This is a genomic window from Actinomycetes bacterium (genome assembly GCA_036510875.1).
GTDB lineage: Bacteria > Actinomycetota > Actinomycetes > Prado026 > Prado026 > DATCDE01.
On sequence record DATCDE010000270.1, the window covers coordinates 1 to 16852 of the forward strand.

Sequence of the window (16852 nt, forward strand, 5' to 3'; positions counted from 1 at the left end):
ACCGGGGAGCCGCTGGCCGGCCTGCTGCGCGAGGGCCGGCCCAGCGCCAACGACGCCGCCGACCAGATCGCCGTGCTGGATGCCGCGCTCGCGCAGCCACCCGAACAGGCACGCCACCGGGTGCTGGTGCGCGGGGACACCCGCGCCGGGGTGCGATGGCCATAGGCGGGCAGACGGACTCTAGAGTCTCGAGCCACGCTGGCGGAGCTACCGGGTCCAAGCCTGGGCGGCCCGGCGCCGGCCTCAGCCAGTGGCCGAGCGCGTCGAAGACGTCTTTGACCGTCCAAGCCGGCCAGAACAGGCCTCGGATGACGGCGAGCACGTATTGCCAGAAGGTGTCCGCCTGCTGCCAGAAGTGCACCCAAGCGCCGAAGGTGCTCGGACCGTAGACCGCGTCTCCGCCTGCGGCAGCGGAGTTGCGGTTGATGCTCATGGCCGCCCCCATCCTTAGCTTGACTTCGAGTCTCCTCACCGACACCGAGGGCACACGGGATGAAGGTCACGAGTCCGTCGTCGGCACGTGACGACTGACCCCGGACGGCACTGGAAAGTCGACTCCCTCCCGAAACCCTGGCTCGAGTCCAGCTGGAGAGGGAGGCGTGTGCTGTCAGTGGAGGACTGGGCGGAGCTCCGGCCGTTGCACCGGGCGCACCAGACCTCACTCGTCAGGACCGGCGCATGGAAGCCGCTGCAGGCGAGGCCAGTCTGGCTGGCCTCCTTCAGGAGACCTGGGGGGACGGCGGGTGGCCGGGGGGCTGCGGCCCGGACGGCGCCGAGGGCAACCGCGCCCGCATGGTCAGCACGCTCTCGTTGAGCTCGCGGGTCCAGTTCAGGCCGGTGGCCTCAAGGACCCGCTGCATCGGGGTGTTCTCGGCGAGCACGGTGCCGACCACCTCGGTGAAGGCGAGCCGCTCGGCCAGTTCCAGCATGTGCCGAATCAGCCGGGTTCCGATGCCGCGGCCCTGGTAGGCGTCCTCGACGATCACCGCGATCTCCGCGGTGTGGACATCACCCTCGGACGCGTCGGGGAACACGTGGCCCAGTGCCACGATGGTGCCTTCCTCGCTCATCGCGACGAGGGTGGCGCCCCGGTGCCCGCCGCTGAGCCGGCGCAGGGCGAGCTCGCGCCACTGGCCGACCCCGGTGAGGTAGCGCCGGTAGAGGCTCTGCTCGGAGCACCGCTCATGCATGGCCGCGACGGCGTCGGCGTCCCCAGGTCGGGCCAGCCGGATCCAGACCGTGTCGCCGTCTCGCATCGGCTCGACCCAGCCGAGGGCCTGAGCGTCGCCCTCCGTTTCGGCGATCGCCGCGGCCAGCCGCAGCAGCGCCGACGCCCGGGTCTTCTCCGCGCGGGCGAACGGTGCCCAGTCCCGTTGCAGCACCACGTGCCGGTCGGCGGTCCACTGCAGCCGCAGCACGTCGGCGGCGTCGTCCTCGCCCTCGGTCGCGTCGGTGACCTCGAAGTGGTCGGCCTCCACCAGGATGGCCGCCGCGAGCGGGGCCGATCCGGGGTTGGTGACCAGCTCGGTGGCGCCGTCGAGCACGCGGGTCGGCATGTCGAGGTCGTCGTCGGGCGACCCCTTGGTCAGGTACCCGTTGCTGCCGGCGGCCATGGCCGCGGACAGCAGGGCGTCCGCGCTGACGGCCTCCGGGACGGTCACCGCCAAGTCGATGGTGCGGGTGCCATCAGCCGAGCCGAGCACAGCGGTGGCCACCACGGACACGTGCAACGTGCTCAGCGCCCGGATCAGCCGGGCCAGTCCACCGGGACGGTCCGGGATGTCGATACGCAGCCGCCACGGCGTTCGCGCCTCGTGGTCGGCTGCCAAGAGCAGCTCTTCCGGTGCGAAGGCCGCGCCGATCCGAGCCATCAGCGCGTTCCAGTTCGCCTGGCTCGGCGGTCGGTCCACCACCGGGTCGACCATCGCCAGGCCGACCGAAACAGCCATCGCGAAGTGCACCAGCGCATCGTCGTCGACATCGTCGTCGATGCCGCCGGCCCGCCGGATCTGCTCGAAGACCGTCTTCACCGTGGCCCAGCGCTGGCCCACCCTGGACGCCGCCAGCACACGGACCTCCTCATCCGTGTGGGCGCGGACCAGCGCCTCGAGCTCGAGGACGTTCCAGCTGCGCTCGGGTGCCGCGAAGATCTCCCCGGCGGCATCGAGCAGCACGGCCAAAGGCGGGGAGACCTGGGGCTCGGCCGCCGCCGCCGCGAGCCGATCGGCGGCCTCGGAGGTCACTTTCGCGGCCATCACCTCCGCGAAGATCTGCGCCCGACCACCCGTCAGCCGCTTGACGGTGCTGGGCTTGACCTCGGCCCGCTCGGCCACCATCCGCAGCCTCGTCCCGCCGTAGCCACGCTCAGCGAACACCTCCGCAGCGGCATCGACAATCCGCTGCCGCAGCTCCTCGTCGCTGGCCACCGGGCCTCCCTCCCAGACCAGGTCATCGTCACCGTCGCTTGCAGTCGGGCTGGAGCCACCGTCGACCATCGAGGCGAACGACAGCCAAGCACCTCCCGACCGGCCCTCATGAAGCCAGGCCGTGACCTGCCCGACCAACCTGGCGGCCGATCCCTCTGCAGCCCGTGACAGCCCCTATCGGATCCTGCCAGCGCGGTCCTTGCGAACCCAGGGACGATCGGCCCATCCCGACGGACCCAGGGCGTCTGGCCGTGGGGCGCGACAGGGAACAGGACACGCTGCACCGGTCAAGTGCCGGGCTGCGATTCATGATCAGGACCCGAGCAGACCCGCCGCTCACTCCTCGCCGACAATCGGGCACGGTGGCCCGCCGAGCGGTCTCGCCGGCCGGGGCGGAGGTACCGTGCGCGGCAGATGCCCGGTGGGTCAACGCCCAACTGTCACTGTGGCGGCGCCGTCGCACCTCTCGAACAGGCGACGCCTCCGCCCCCACCCCCCGGCCGCGAGGGCTTCGCCGGTTCGCTGCTCGACGACACACCCTGGAGGCCAGCGCCGTCGTGTGTTGGCGCGCGTCTGCCCGCGACACCGCCGGCGATCGGGCTGTGCGATCTGACGGGTTACGCGATTGCTTCAGCGCGCAGCCGGGCCTGCACATCTCGAACGACCAGGATGGGCAGGAAACTGTGCACCCTAGCTGGGGTCAGGTCGCTGTAGGCCTGCCGCACCAGGGTGTGGATCACCTCGTCGGCGACCTCGGGGTGGTCGTGCCTGAGCTCGGACTCGGTGGACGCCATCTCGCGGTCACCGGCGTCGACTGGAACCTGACGGGAAGTCATGCAGCCATTCTCTCAGACCAACATGAACAGCAGAAGCCGAGCACCAAGTCCGGAAGGCGGCCCGCCCGATCCTGGGACCTGCGACGCCGTGCAACACTCCTGCACCGCAAAGACGCGCAGGGGACGCGCACCTGCTGCCCTGCGGACCGCCGCGCGTGCGCACCCCTGACCTGCGCCACCCAGTCGACCGCGGGGGAGTGCCGCTGCCGCGGTCACTCGGTCCCTCACTGACCGCACGCGACCCCAGGCTTCCCGCCGCCTGACAGGGAATCGCGCCAGACAGCGCGCCCAGTCGGCGCGTCCCCCCCCATGAAGCCAGACCACGGCGCAGCTCGTCGTTGGCTGCGCAGGCCCCGGACGGTCCTGCCAGGCGCTACCCACCGATCGCGTCGGTCCAGTCGCGCGCAGAACAGCGAGCGCGAGAGGGCAGATGTCGATGAACACTGCGGTGGTCAGCCGCACGTCCCAGAAACGCGATGAGCAACACCAGCGATAGTACCGAGGCGATGACCGCGGACACCGGCCACGCTGCGGAAAGTCAAGGCCCCCCACACGCCAGTCCGAGCAGTGCGAGTGCCGCTACGGTCGCCACCATCAGCGTGAGCGCCCGGGGTCCGGGCGACGGCTGGGGGGCCGGCCACGGCTGCCGCGGGGTGAACGGGCAGTGCGGATCGTCGGCCCCCGGGGCCAGGTGCAGCGGGTGCACCAGGCCGTGGACGAAGGGCAGGACCCCCACCACGGCACGAACGACGATAGCCAAGTGAGTTCCTTCGCGGGCGACTCGGCGTTGACTGACGTGATGGCTTCGGGTCACCGTACTGGGATCCGCGCCGGGGGTGCGACCAGGGGCCTTGACCACAATCACGTCGTTTCAGGCGTTCGACTGCGGGGCCGACGGTCGGGTGGGCTGAGCGTGTCGACGGCCCGATACTTCAAGTGACGTGACCGCCCTCCCACAAGCCGCCACGCGGGCATCGTGCACCGATCTGTTCCTCTGCTGGCGAAACGTGCCGTCCTTACGCAACGGGCTTTGTCCGGAATGGACCACGTGGAACGCCACGGTGGCCGGCGTCACGGAAGGATGAACACTGCACCAACAACTCGTGTCGTGCAACGAGAGTCCAGCAGGCTGGATCCACCATGTGCGCGGGGTGGTTACGTCACGCGACCGCCGCGCACATGACGAAACGGTCCGGGGAGATCATGGCGACCAAGCTCGGCGAGTCACCCGTTCCCTTCACCGCGGAGGAGGGCCGGCGGCAAGCCGCCGACGAGGACAGCGTCCCGTGGCGGAAGTGGGGCCCCTACCTGGCCGAGCGGCAGTGGGGCACCGTCCGCGAGGACTACTCGACCAACGGCGACGCGTGGAGCTACCTCACCCACGACCAGGCCCGGTCCCGGGCCTACCGGTGGGGCGAGGACGGCATTGCGGGTATCAGCGACGACCAGCAGCGGATGTGCCTGTCCCTGGTCCTGTGGAACGGCGTCGACCCGATCCTCAAGGAGCGGTTGTTCGGGCTGACCAACTCCGAGGGGAACCACGGGGAGGACGTGAAAGAGTACTACTTCTTCGTCGACGCCACTCCCACGCACTCCTACCTGCGGGAGCTCTACAAGTACCCGCAACGGGAGTACCCCTACGCCGATCTGGTCGCGACCAACCGGGCGCGCAGCCGGGACGAGATGGAGTACGAGCTTCTCGATACCGGGATCTTCGACGAGGACCGCTACTTCGACGTCGAGATCGAGTACGCCAAGGCGGGGCCCGAGGACCTGCTCATGCGGGTCACCGCGCACAACCGTGGCCCGGAGCCGGCCCCGCTGCACCTGCTGCCCACCGTCTGGTTCCGCAACACGTGGTGGCAGGACGACGCGCGCGAGCGCCCGCAGCTGCGCGAGACCGCGTCGGACGCCGTCCTGGCCACCCATCCCACGCTGGGCAGCTACCGACTGCTCGTCGACGACGGCGCGCGGCTGCTGTTCTGCGAGAACGAGACCAACGCGCCCCGGGTGTTCGGCGCCGAGGCGACCACGCCGTACCCGAAGGACGGGATCAACGACCACGTCGTCCACGGGCAGCCGACGGTGAACCCAGCGGCGACGGGCACGAAGGTGGCCGCCCACTGGGTCATGGAGGTTCCCGCAGGAGGGTCGGTCTCGGTCCGGATCCGGCTGCTGGCAGGCGACGTCGCGACCGCCGAGGCGTTCGGCGCGCCGTTCGACGCCCTAGTCGAGCAGCGCCGGGCGGAGTGCGACGAGTTCTACGAGGCGATCACCCCGGAGGCGCTGGACGCCGACCGCCGGTCGGTCATGCGGCAGGCCCTGGCCGGGATGATCTGGTCCAAGCAGTACTACGAGTACGACGTGGACCGCTGGCTGGCGGGGCACGGCGGCCGCGCGGCGGCTGTCGGCGACCGGATCGACCTGCGTAACGAGCAGTGGGCCCACATGGACAACCGGCACGTGCTCTCGATGCCGGACACCTGGGAGTACCCCTGGTACGCCGCGTGGGACCTGGCCTTCCACGTGCTGCCGCTCGCGATCGTCGACCCGGCCTTCGCGCGCCGCCAGGTCGAGCTGATGCTCTCGGACGCCTACCTCCACCCGTCGGGGCAGCTCCCGGCCTACGAGTGGAACTTCGGCGACGTCAACCCGCCGGTTCACGCGTTCGCGACGCTGTTCATCTACTTCTACGACAAGGACCGCACCGGGACCGCGGACGTCGAGTTCCTCCGGAAGGCCTTCCACAAGCTGCTGCTCGTGTTCACCTGGTGGGTCAACCGCAAGGACCCGTCGGGACGCAGTGTCTTCGAGGGCGGCTTCCTCGGGCTGGACAACATCGGAGTCTTCGACCGGTCGAGCGCGCTGCCCACCGGCGGCCGACTGGAACAGGCCGACGGCTCGGCCTGGATGGGCTTCTTCAGCCTCAACATGCTCGAGATGGCCATCGAGCTCGCCGACCACGAACCGTCCTACGACGACTATGTGCTGAAGTTCCTGCGGCACTTCCTGCAGATCGCTTCGGCGATGGACCGGGAGGGCGACCGGGAGGACGAGCTGTGGGACGCCGAGGACGGCTTCTTCTACGACGTGCTGCGCCTGCCGGACGGCTCGGCCAGGCGGCTGAAGGTCCGCTCGATGGTGGGGCTGCTCCCGCTCACCGTCACCGCCACCCTGCCGCGACAGGTGCTCGAAGGGCACCCGGAGCTGCGCGCCACCGCTCGTGAGCGGATCGAACGGCACCGGGAGCTGCTCGACCGGATCGCGGACCCGCTCCAGCCGAACCGCGCGGGTGACCACCTGCTGTCCGCCGTCAACGAGGAGAAGCTGCGGGCGGTGGTGACCAGGATGGTCGACGAGGAGCGGTTCCTGTCACCGCACGGGCTGCGCGCACTGTCCCGCTGGCACCTCGACCACCCGTACGAGTTCGACGTCCACGGTGCGAGGTACGTGGTGGCCTACGAGCCGGCCGAGTCGACGTCCGGCATGTTCGGTGGCAACTCCAACTGGCGCGGCCCGGTGTGGATGCCGGTGAACACCATCGTGATCCGTGCCCTGTTCCAGCTGGCGTCCTACTACGGCGACGACCTCCGAGTGGAGTACCCGAGCGGGTCCGGCGTCGAGCAGACGCTGGGGGAGATCGCCACAGACCTGGCCGAGCGGGTCGTCTCGATCTTCACCCGGGACGCGGCGGGTCGACGGCCCGTCTACGGCGGGTCGGAGAAGTTCCAGACCGACCCCCACTGGCGCGACCTGGTGCTGTTCTACGAGTACTTCCACGGGGACAACGGCGCTGGGCTCGGAGCCAGCCACCAGACCGGCTGGACCGGACTGGTGGCCGTCTACCTGCAACTGTTGCCGTTGCTGCGGTCCGGGGCAATCGACCCGACCCGGCCGTGGCCGCTGGCCACCCACTACCGGCGTCCACTGGCCTGAGCCGGGGAGCGCGACCCCTTCGGCGTGCACGTCGATGCCACTGCCGCCGCGCGACAGACCGACCCTGGTTGCTGCACCGGCACCCACAGAAGGCAGCCAGAACAAAGACGAGCTGCTCCTCCGAAAACGGCCCAACCTCAGGCAGCCCCCCGGCGGGAGGAGTGTCGAGCCTGCGCCGCACGCCGAAGGTCTCCCCAGGGCTGTAGGGATGTCTGTGGACCGCACGGAGTACGGCCACTCCATCCTCGTCTCGCTCGACCCCCGCGCTGATGAGCAGGTCCCTGCCATGCGGTGGCGAGGGGTGCTCAGGCGAGCACGGCGGCCAGCTCGGCGAGGTGTTCGGGGACCAGGGAGAACCACGCCCAGGTTCCGCGCTGCTCGCGGCGGAGCAGGCCGGCCTCGGTGAGCACCTTCAGGTGGTGGGAGACGGTGGGCTGGGACAGGCCGAGGAGTCCGGTCAGCTCGCACGCGCACAGCTGTCCGGACTCACTTGAGCGGATCAGGGCGAGCAGCTGCAGCCGGGCCGGGTCGGCGACCGCCTTGAACAGCCGGGCGAGTTCCTCGGCGGCCGCCCGGTCCATCGGTTCGGCGAGCCCGGTGGGACAGCACTCGGGACCGGCCACGGCCGACCTGGGCGCCTCGCTTGCGGTCACGGCTGGCGCGTTCACCAACTGTTCACCCTCTCGAGCCGAGATCCGCCGCCGACGGCATTGACAGGCGTCGATGAGTCCACCGAGACTCCTGATTCGACAACGGTCAATGTAGCGAGGGGGTGGGGGCGGTCGCCAGCAGCAACGCACCCGGCGCTCAGACGGCCGGGACAGCGTCCCCGGTGGGTGCGCTGCACCCCGATCGTGCCGCTGGCGGCGACGCGCCGGTGACAGGGCATCCGATGGCGCGGCGGCTGTCGGCGGAGTTCCTCGGCACCGGCCTGCTGGTCGCTGTGGTGGTCGGGTCGGGGATCATGGGGTCCCGGCTGAGCACCGACCAGGCGGTGGTGCTGCTGGTCAACGCGCTGGCTACGGTGGCCGGCCTGGGGGTGCTGATCTGGACGCTGGGGCCGATCTCCGGGGCGCACTTCAACCCCGCGGTCACCGCAGTGGCGACGCTGCGGCGGGAGATGCGCCCGGTCGAGGGCCTGGGCTACGTGGCCGCGCAGGTCACCGGGGGCCTGGCCGGGGTGGCGCTTGCGAACCTGATGTTCGCCCTGCCGGCCTGGCAGCCCTCCACCCATGACCGCACCGGCGCCGGGGTGTGGCTCGGCGAGGTGGTCGCCACCGCGGGGCTGCTGTGGATCATCGGTGCGCTGACCCGCGGCGGGCGTGGCTCGTTGGGCCCGCTGCTGGTCGCGGCGTGGATCGGCTCGGCGTACTTCTTCACCTCCTCCAACGCGTTTGCCAACCCGGTTTCACCCCAGGCCGGGCGTCACCCCCGAGCCGCTGGACCTGCCGGAGGCCGTGCATGACCAGCCCCGATAACACCGACGGCACAGCCTCGGGCCGCAGCCCGGACACCGTTCTGGCACTGCACCGGATCGTGGCGGACCTGGCCTACCGCTATGACGGGGTGTTCAGCCCGGAGACCGTCGAACGGTTCGTCGAGGACAGCCACAAGCAGCTGGCCACCACCGCGACCGTGACCACGTTCCTGCCGATGCTGACCGAGCGGTTCGCCCGGGACCGGCTGCTGGCCCTGGCGCAGGCCGAGGGCCGCCTGGCCAAGGCCACCCCCGAGGTGCTGTTCATCTGCGTGCACAACGCGGGCCGGTCCCAGATGGCCGCGGGCTGGCTGCACCATCTGTCCGGCGGGCGGGTGCACGTACGCTCCGCCGGCTCCGAGCCTGGCGACTCGGTCAGCCCGGTGGCCACCGAAGCCATGGCCGAGGTCGGCATCGCCCTCACCGAGGCATTCCCCAAGCCGCTGACCGATGACGTGGTCCGCGCCGCCGATGTCATCGTCACCATGGGCTGTGGGGACGCCTGCCCGGTCTACCCCGGCAAGCGCTACCTCGACTGGGACCTGACCGACCCCGCCGGCCTGCCCCTGGAACAGGTCCGCCCCATCCGGGACGAGATCGAACGCCGCGTCCGGGGCCTGCTCACCGAACTGCTCCCCGGCGGCGGACCGAGCAGCCACAGCGCCCCGCCCCCTTCGAGCCTGGAGACACCCCACCCGTGAACCACAAGACGTCCGTCCTGTTCGTCTGCGTCCACAACGCCGGCCGGTCCCAGATGGCCGCCGCCTACCTCACCCACCTCGCCGCGGACCGGGTCGAGGTCCGTTCCGCCGGCTCCGCGCCCGCCGTCACCATCAACCCCGCCGTCGTCGCCGCCATGGCCGAAGAGGGCATCGACATCTCCGCCGAGACCCCCAAGGTGCTCACCACCGACTCGGTGCAGCAGTCCGACGTCGTCATCACGATGGGCTGCGGCGACGTATGCCCCGTGTTCCCCGGCAAGCGGTACGAGGACTGGGACCTCGACGACCCCGCCGGCCAGGGCATCGACGCCGTCCGACCCATCCGCGACGAGATCCGCCGGCGCATCGAGAGCCTCATCACCGACATCGCCGCCAGCTGAAGGAGGCCCGCCTTTGTGCTGTCATCTCCGCGCTGCTGGGTAAGGGCGGCTGCGGAGCCGCAGCCCGGTTTCGGCACGATGAGCGGATGATCGAGGCGAGTGACCGCGACGGTCACGGATCCTCCCCTGTGGTGCCTGGCCTGCTGACCGCGCTGCGGGAGTGGGGCCGGTTGGGCTGTATCGGGTTCGGGGGCCCTCCCACGCACATCAGGCTGCTGCGCGAGCTGTGCGTGGACCGCGAGCGGTGGCTGGCGCCGCAGGAGTTCGAAGATGCGATTGCGGCGTGCAACCAGCCACCCGGACCGGCGTCGACCCAGTTGTCCATCTACTGCGCCTGGCGGGTGCGCGGCCGCGCGGGCGGCCAGCTGGCATCGGGCCCGCGGCGGCGGACGGTCGGGCACAACACGATGGGCGGCCTATCTCGCGGTCGGCGGGGTAGCGGCGGCCACTGCCGGTCCCTGGCTCATGCTTGCGATCCTGGGCTGCGGGGCCGTGGAGGTCGCGCGCCGCTGGCTGCGGGGACCTGCGTCGTTGTCGGCGCTGCCCTGGCCGACGCTCGCCGCGACAGGGACAGTGATCGGCGGGGCTGACCTCGGTGGCCTGGGTGGCGTTCAAGGTCGGTGCGCTGTCCTACGGCGGCGGGTTCGTGATCATCCCGCTGATGCAGGCGGACGCGGTCACCCGCTACCACTGGATGAGCGGCGGCCAGTTCCTCAACGCGGTCGCCCTCGGTCAGCTCACCCCCGGGCCGGTGGTCCAGACTGTCGCCGTGGTCGGCTACGCCGCGGCCGGGCTGACCGGGGGTGTCCTGGCCTCCGCAGTCGCCTTCGCGCCGTCGTTCGCGTTCTTGCTGCTCGGTGCCCGCCACTTCGACCAGCTGCGCACCAACCAGCGGGTCCGGGCCTTCCTCGGCGGAGCCGGCCCGGCAGCCATCGGAGCCATCCTCGGCTCGGCCGTGTCCCTGGCCCGGGCCCTCACCCAGCCGTGGCAGCTGGCCGTCCTGACCGGCGCCGCGCTCCTGCTGCTCCCGTTCCGCCGAGGAGTCGTCGCCACCCTGATCTCAGCGGCGTGCGCCGGGGCTATCAGCGTCGCGCTCGGCGCACCACTGCCCCGCTGACGCTTCAGGAGGAAGGCGAACCCCGAGAATCGGGAGCAGCCATCAACGGCGAGGGCGAGTCCCGGCCGAGGCGCGTTCGGTGGAGGGTTCGACAGGACGGTCGCCCACCCGCTGGCCCGACCAGGGAACCTGCCAGGGCCCGAACCGAGACCGGCGGCGACACGAACGGACACACTCGTGACGCTGCGTCTCCGACCACGACCAGCATCGCGGAGCCACAACCCAATTCGACCGAGATGCACCCGGGCCGGGGTGCGTGTGGTCCCTGTGCCCCTGCCTTCGGCGCAGCCTGGACACCCCTTGGCCGGCCGATCTAGGTTGCCAACTGTCCGAACGGGCTCGGACGACCGCCGCTGTTGTGGGGTTGTTCGTGCAAACCTGCCGTGGAGAGGAGGGTCACTGGTGCGGATCCGATCGGGACAGCGTCGCCGGATGCTGGAGCGGTTGCGCTGGTGCGAGCAGCGACTGCAGGTTCTGGCGGAGGACGTCGAAGCGCACGACACCGCGCTCGGCGAGGTGCTGGCCGATCTGCGGGCGGGGCGGAGGACGCACGGGCACGACCTGGCGGCGCTGGCCGTCGTCGCGGACCGGCGCGCTGCGGCCGGCGAGGAGTTCTTGGGCCCGGTAAGGGAGCGCGGTTCGCTACGGCTGGGTCTGGTGGCCTCGCAGAACCCGTTCAGGTCCGGTGGGATCGCGGGCCGGGCACGCAGCATAGGGCTGGTCCGCGCACGGGCCGAGGGGGATGCCGCGTCGGCGTCCACATGGGCGAAGGAGTTGCGGGACGAAGCACTGCTGATCGAGATGGCCGGGATCGGGGAGGTGCTGCTGGACGACAAGGACGTCAACGCGGTTCGACCGCCGACTGCTCGGGCCCGGTCGCAGCACCGCGGATGACCGACCTGAGTTTCGCCTCCGCCTCGCGCGGGCACCCGCTGTGGGCGTGCCTACGCCCCGCTGCCCAACGTCATCGCGGGTGACTGCGTGTTGGTCATGGAGTCGGGGTCGCGCGATGACGAAGGCCAGCCGCCGGATCCGCCTGCCCCGTTCGGGCACTTCGGCGCGTGCCCGGTCCACGGAGGGGTCAAGATGGCCGCGCACTCCGGGCAGCGAGGCACTTGAACACTGGTCACGCCGTGGCCCCAATCGAATCGCACCCGCCGTGCCTGACTGTCATTACGCCAGACACGCCCGGCCGAGACAGGGTTGTCGAGCGGCATCCGTGGCGAACGATCGGCGAACACTTCGACCGATCAGGTGAACGCTGCGTGACCGGTCAAAACCGACGAAGGCCACGGGCCGGTGCTGCGAGTCCTTGCCCGGCACCGGCCGTGCTGGGGGCGGGTGATGGGGGTGCCCTTGATGAACACATGTTCCGTGCTCCTCGTGCCGGGCGCGGTGCAACTGGTCGATCGGCTCCAGTTGCCACCCGGTGCATGTGGCGCGGCGTCAAACCGTGCTGTTCGAGTGCTTGATCAGCTGGGCTTCGACGTCCCGTCACGTTGGCCGGAGCGGGCGCGGCCGGTCACTGCGGTCGTCCATGTGGGTGCCTCTGTACCCGGCTCGACTGGGTCCGGGACCCGGTCGTGTGCGCAGCCGACGACACCGGGTGGACCGCCTGCCACGACCCGAACCGCTGCTCCGACGCGAAGCAGCGGCCGCGGACGATCAGTCAACCTCTTCTGGAGAGGTGAGGGGGCGCGACCCACTCTCGGTCGCGCCCCCTCGGCGGTGCGAATGGGTCAGCTGTGCTGCTCCACGTGGTGCGCCTGCGCGCCGCTGGTGGGGTCGAGCAGCAGTCGCTGCATGGTGGGGTGCCGCCAGTCGAACATCGCGTCGAGCGAGCCGGCGAGGGTGTCGAAGGTGCCGTCGCCGATGCGCTGCCCGCCGAGCCAGTTGTCCTCCACGAAGCGCAGGATCGAGGTCTGGTCGGTCAGGGTGTTGTCGACGTAGTTGGTGCGGCTGAACGGCGAGATGACCAGCAGCGGCAGCCGCGGGCCGTAGCCGCAGCGGGCGTTGTACCCGCCCAGCGGTGTCCCGTTGCCGCACGCCCCGGGCGCCTGCAGGGAGTCGCTGCCGCCGGTGGAGGCGTTGACGACCGGGGCCATGACGTGGTCGTACCAGCCGTCGCTGTCGTCGTAGGACAGAACCACGGCGGTGCTGGCCCAGTCCTTGGACTTCTGCAGCGTGTTGACGACGTTGACGACGAACTTCTGCTCGTCGATCGGGTCGCTGTACCCGGCGTGGCCGTCCTGCGCCATCGGCGCCTTGAGGAAGCTCACCGCAGGCAGGTCACCGTGCCCGAGCGCGGCGTAGAAGTCGGTCATGTCGTACTGGTGGTTGGCCTGGTCGGTCCGCCCAATCGCGCCGACGCTGGACGGGGGCAGGTGGTGCGGGTTGGCCGTCGAGGCGTAGTACTGGAACGGCTCGTGGTGCGCGCTGTAGTCGCTGACCGTGGCACCGGCGACGGTGGTCGACGTCGCGCCGCACACGGCCTTCGGCTGCCCGTCGTAGGAGACGCCGGACCGGGCGGTTGGCCGGAACCCGCCCTGGAACCAGCCCCAGGTCACCTGCCGGGCGTTGAGCAGGTCACCGATGTTCGTGCCGTTCATCGCGGCCAGCGGGTGGGTGGTGTTCGAGCAGTCGTCCCAGGCCGGGTCCGGGTCGTTGGTGACGGTGCCCACCCCGGTCGCGTCGGGGTAGACCACCGTGTAGGGGTCGGGGCTGGCGGTCGGCTTGCGGTCCTGGCCGACGGAGGTCACCCCGTGCGTCTGCCCGCTGACCAGGTTCAGCGCACCCGGCGTCGACGGGCCGAAGGTGGTGCCGAAGGAGTTGTCGCTCATCGCGAACCGCTGGGCGTAGTTCCACAGCGCGGTGACGGTGTTGCCGTCGTAGTAGTCCATCACCAGGCCTGGCGCGCTGTACTGGCCGGCGCAGGTCTTCCCGGTGTACTGCACGAACTTGTCCATCAGGCCCGCGTCGGCGGCCTTCTGCTCGGCGGTGTAGCCGTGGTCCATGTCGCAGGTGACCGCCTGCGCCGGGGTCAGGCGTTGTGGGTTCGCGGCGTTCGGGTTGTGCTGCAGCAGCGCGTCGGTCAGCCCGTTGATCGTCGGCGTGCCCGGCTTGGCCTGGAACGGCGTGCCGTCGGTGTTCGCCGCCTGCGGGTAGGTGCCGAAGTAGTGGTCGAACGACACGTTCTCACCGAAGATCACGACCAGGTGCTTGATCGGGGTCGCGGTGACCGAGTGGGCGGGGGGCTCCCCGGCGAAACCGGGTGTGCTGCCGGTCACGGTCAACGCGGCGGCGGTCACCGCGGCGACCGCGAGCGAGGCGACCGAGAACGTGCGTCCTCGACGTTGGACATGGGACATGCGTGCTCCTCCTGAGTGGCTGGGCCAAAGGGAGTTCCCTGACACCGGCAGCCAACGGGCCCGGGAGTACGTCCGCGCTGCAGGCCCGCATCGCCACGGTGAACGACGGGCGAACCCTTCCACCGCGCCACCACGATCGCGGGCCACGGCCAGCGTTCGTACGGTGCCGGCAGGGGCGGTTGTTCGTTCCGTCGATTGGGTGACGCAGGGCCGGCCCGCCTCGGCACAATGGGTCACGCAGACCGAGGAGGTGGCACATGACCGACACCAGCCCGCCGGGCCGGCTCACCGAGGTTCATGTCGCCGGCTGGACGGTCGTGCAGGTCGCGGGGGATCTCGACGTCGCGGGGGCAGCCCAACTGGTCACCCACGTCGCCCCGGAGCTGGTGCCGGGGGCCCGTGTGGCGGTCGACCTGCGTGCCGCGCGGGTGGATCCGATCGCGGGAGTGGACGCGATGCGAGGGCTCCTCGCCACCGCCACCCGGGTCGACGCTCGCCTCGTGACGGTCGAGTCGAACGAACAGGAACGGCAGCGGTTGCGTGCCGCTGGGTTTCCCGAGGTGTACGAGTCCCTCGACGCGGCGCTGCACGTGACCACAGCGGTACTGCGCAGCGCGGTTTCCGCCCCCACTGCGCTCGTCCCTGCGTCAGGCGACGCCCTGCTGGTGGCCACCGAAGACGCCACCGGCGTCGACGAAGCCCCCCGGTAGCGCCTCTCTCCGCGTCCCTGCCGTGGGATGGGGGTCCGGCATCGGGGAACCCGAGTCACAAATGCCCCATGCCGGGTGAATGGCCGAAACCTGCCGTTCATCGGGTGCTGCCAGCCTGGCGTCAGGCTCATAACCCGGCCGGCAAGGAGGGAAGCCATGCGTCGTCGGATCGCCCTGGTCGCCCACGACAACATGAAGCCCGAGCTGCTGCAGTGGGCTACCTACAACCGGGAGAGCCTGGCCCGCCACGACCTGGTGGCAACAGGCACGACGGGCACGCTGCTGCAGTTCGAGCTGGGCCTTCGGGTCGCTCGGCTGCTCAGCGGTCCCGTCGGCGGTGACCTGCAGCTCGGCGCTCGCATCGCTGAGGGCCGCGTGGACCTGCTGGTGTTCTTCTGGGACCCCCTCGAGCCGCAGCCTCACGACCCGGACGTCAAGGCGCTGCTGCGGGTGGCAGTGGTGTGGAACACTCCGACTGCCTGCAACCGGGCCACGGCTGACCTGGTGATCTCCTCGCCCCTGTTCGAGGAGTCCTACGAGCCGGTCCGACCCGAGTTCGGCAACAGCCTCCCCCTGGCCACGGTCGACCGCGGCAACTCCCCCGACTGACCGCCGGGGCGGTTGTGCCCGCCGGCGTCCTCGACAGCTGGCTCGCCAGGCGCAGGAGCACCGGCCGGCGGGCGCAGGTCGGCCACGATCTCCGCGACCCACACCCGATGGGGGTCCCCTCCGGTTGGTCCTCCTACCGGAGGGGGACCCCGCGGGTCGGGACGAGCACACACCAGCCCCGAGGCGCTGCGCGCCGACAAGACCAACCCGTCGCTGGGGTTGCCGCGCCCCGTCTTCCCCGCCGGGATCCCCATGCCGGCGGACCAGATCAGCCACCACGCCCCACGCGGTGGGACTCTGGCGGCCGATCCGTCCGCTGCGGCACCGCGGACACAAGCAACGTCGCCGAGCGGTTCTTCGACCGCGTGATGGACTGGCACGGACGGGCCAGCCGCCGAGACGAACGCGCGCCGGTCTACCGCGGCGGTGTCGCCCTGGGCGCGCTCCTCGACTGTGTCACCTGACTCCTCGGGAGGCCCTGGTCGGCGGGTGCGCGGTCCCCGCGCCCCACGACCCGTCAAGGTGGTCCACCACCAGGCACAGGTGTCCGTCGCCGAAGTGCGTGCAGGCGTCCGCGCGCGCAGGGGTCCAGTCGTGGTGGCGCAGCCAGCCCCGCTAGAGGTGGGTCAGGACCGCACGGAGGGCCATGGGCTCACCGTGGCCGTCACAAGTGAACCGCAAGGGTCGCCACGGTGAACCTTCACCCCCCGGGGTCCACCTGGCCGCACAGGTCCCCCGGCTGAGCCGGCGCGCCGCCGGGACCGGTTCCCTGACGTTCACCGAGAAGACAACTGACTCATGGTCCGGCGCAACCTCGGTCATGGATGGTCCATAACCGTCGTTAGCAGCCATCCGAGTGGTCTGCCTGTCGAGGAGCCCGGTCATGTTCAGGTCATCCCGTCCGTTGGCGCGTACCAGCGCCGCCGCGTTCACCCTTGTCTCGGCCGTCGCCCTCGCCGGGTGCGCAGCGTCCCACGCCGCCGTCGTCGCGTCCGGCTCGTCGAGCCCCTCGGCGAGCAGTACCGGCTCGGACGCCGGGGCGTCGCCGGCCAGCGCGGCGCCGGTCCCGTTGGTCGTCTGCTCCGCCCAGGGCTACGACGCCCCGGTCACCAAGGCGTTCAGCGCCGCGACCGGCATCCCGGTCAAGCTGGTCGACGACAGCACCGGCCCGCTGTTGACCAAGGTGGCCGCCGAGAAGGACAACCCCCAGTGGAGGCTGCTGTGGGTCGACGGTGACACCGCCTTCGCGGCCTTGGACGCCCCAGGGCTAG

General features: G+C 70.7%; 13 protein-coding genes and 1 pseudogene. 9 read left to right on the forward strand and 5 right to left on the reverse strand.

Annotated features, from left to right (window positions below):
• Nucleotides 1–719 precede the first annotated feature (719 nt).
• The 3 genes from VIM19_15845 to VIM19_15855 form a co-directional block, all read right to left on the reverse strand.
• Entirely contained in the window at nt 720–2426 is a 1707-nt protein-coding gene (locus VIM19_15845; GenBank protein HEY5186329.1) for a GNAT family N-acetyltransferase, read from the reverse strand.
• Nucleotides 2427–3043: 617 nt separating this feature from the next.
• Nucleotides 3044–3262, reverse strand: coding sequence for a hypothetical protein (locus VIM19_15850; GenBank protein HEY5186330.1), 219 nt, complete (start codon nt 3260–3262; stop codon nt 3044–3046).
• 538 nt (nt 3263–3800) lie between these two features.
• Complete coding sequence (locus VIM19_15855) at nt 3801–4022, reverse strand: hypothetical protein (GenBank protein ID HEY5186331.1); 222 nt, start codon at nt 4020–4022, stop codon at nt 3801–3803.
• 419 nt (nt 4023–4441) lie between these two features.
• Here VIM19_15855 and VIM19_15860 point away from each other — a divergent pair, with 419 nt between their 5' ends.
• A complete protein-coding gene (locus VIM19_15860) occupies nt 4442–7198 on the forward strand; it encodes a glucosidase (GenBank protein HEY5186332.1) in 2757 nt (918 codons plus the stop codon).
• Nucleotides 7199–7503: 305 nt separating this feature from the next.
• On the opposite strand, the gene VIM19_15865 is transcribed toward VIM19_15860, so the two are convergent.
• Complete coding sequence (locus tag VIM19_15865; GenBank protein ID HEY5186333.1) at nt 7504–7779, reverse strand: metalloregulator ArsR/SmtB family transcription factor; 276 nt, start codon at nt 7777–7779, stop codon at nt 7504–7506.
• Between the two features lie 311 nt (nt 7780–8090).
• Here VIM19_15865 and VIM19_15870 point away from each other — a divergent pair, with 311 nt between their 5' ends.
• The 5 genes and pseudogenes from VIM19_15870 to VIM19_15890 all read left to right on the forward strand — a co-directional run bounded on the left by VIM19_15870 (nt 8091) and on the right by VIM19_15890 (nt 11788).
• Nucleotides 8091–8663 carry an aquaporin gene (locus VIM19_15870; GenBank protein ID HEY5186334.1) on the forward strand — a complete coding sequence of 191 codons (573 nt, stop codon included), beginning with the start codon at nt 8091–8093 and terminating at the stop codon, nt 8661–8663.
• The gene (locus VIM19_15875) at nt 8660–9376 is read left to right on the forward strand and encodes an arsenate reductase ArsC (GenBank protein HEY5186335.1); all 717 of its coding nucleotides are present in this window, start codon (nt 8660–8662) and stop codon (nt 9374–9376) included. Before VIM19_15870 ends, VIM19_15875 begins: the two co-directional genes overlap by 4 nt.
• Nucleotides 9373–9777, forward strand: a complete 405-nt coding sequence (locus VIM19_15880; GenBank protein ID HEY5186336.1) for an arsenate reductase ArsC — start codon at nt 9373–9375, stop codon at nt 9775–9777. Before VIM19_15875 ends, VIM19_15880 begins: the two co-directional genes overlap by 4 nt.
• An 86-nt stretch (nt 9778–9863) precedes the next feature.
• Nucleotides 9864–10894: pseudogene (locus tag VIM19_15885) on the forward strand (chromate transporter).
• Between the two features lie 402 nt (nt 10895–11296).
• On the forward strand, nt 11297–11788 hold the full coding sequence (locus VIM19_15890; protein HEY5186337.1) for a hypothetical protein: 492 nt from the start codon (nt 11297–11299) through the stop codon (nt 11786–11788).
• A gap of 845 nt (nt 11789–12633) precedes the next feature.
• On the opposite strand, the gene VIM19_15895 is transcribed toward VIM19_15890, so the two are convergent.
• Nucleotides 12634–14262, reverse strand: a complete 1629-nt coding sequence (locus VIM19_15895; protein HEY5186338.1) for an alkaline phosphatase family protein — start codon at nt 14260–14262, stop codon at nt 12634–12636.
• A gap of 257 nt (nt 14263–14519) precedes the next feature.
• Between VIM19_15895 and VIM19_15900 the strand changes: the two genes are divergently transcribed.
• From VIM19_15900 to VIM19_15910, 3 genes are all read left to right on the forward strand, one after another.
• Entirely contained in the window at nt 14520–14972 is a 453-nt protein-coding gene (locus tag VIM19_15900) for a hypothetical protein (protein ID HEY5186339.1), read from the forward strand.
• A 156-nt stretch (nt 14973–15128) separates the two neighbouring features.
• The gene (locus tag VIM19_15905) at nt 15129–15581 is read left to right on the forward strand and encodes a methylglyoxal synthase (GenBank protein ID HEY5186340.1); all 453 of its coding nucleotides are present in this window, start codon (nt 15129–15131) and stop codon (nt 15579–15581) included.
• An 883-nt stretch (nt 15582–16464) separates the two neighbouring features.
• Nucleotides 16465–16852 (forward strand): hypothetical protein (locus VIM19_15910; protein HEY5186341.1); only part of this gene is annotated, 388 nt, incomplete at its 3' end.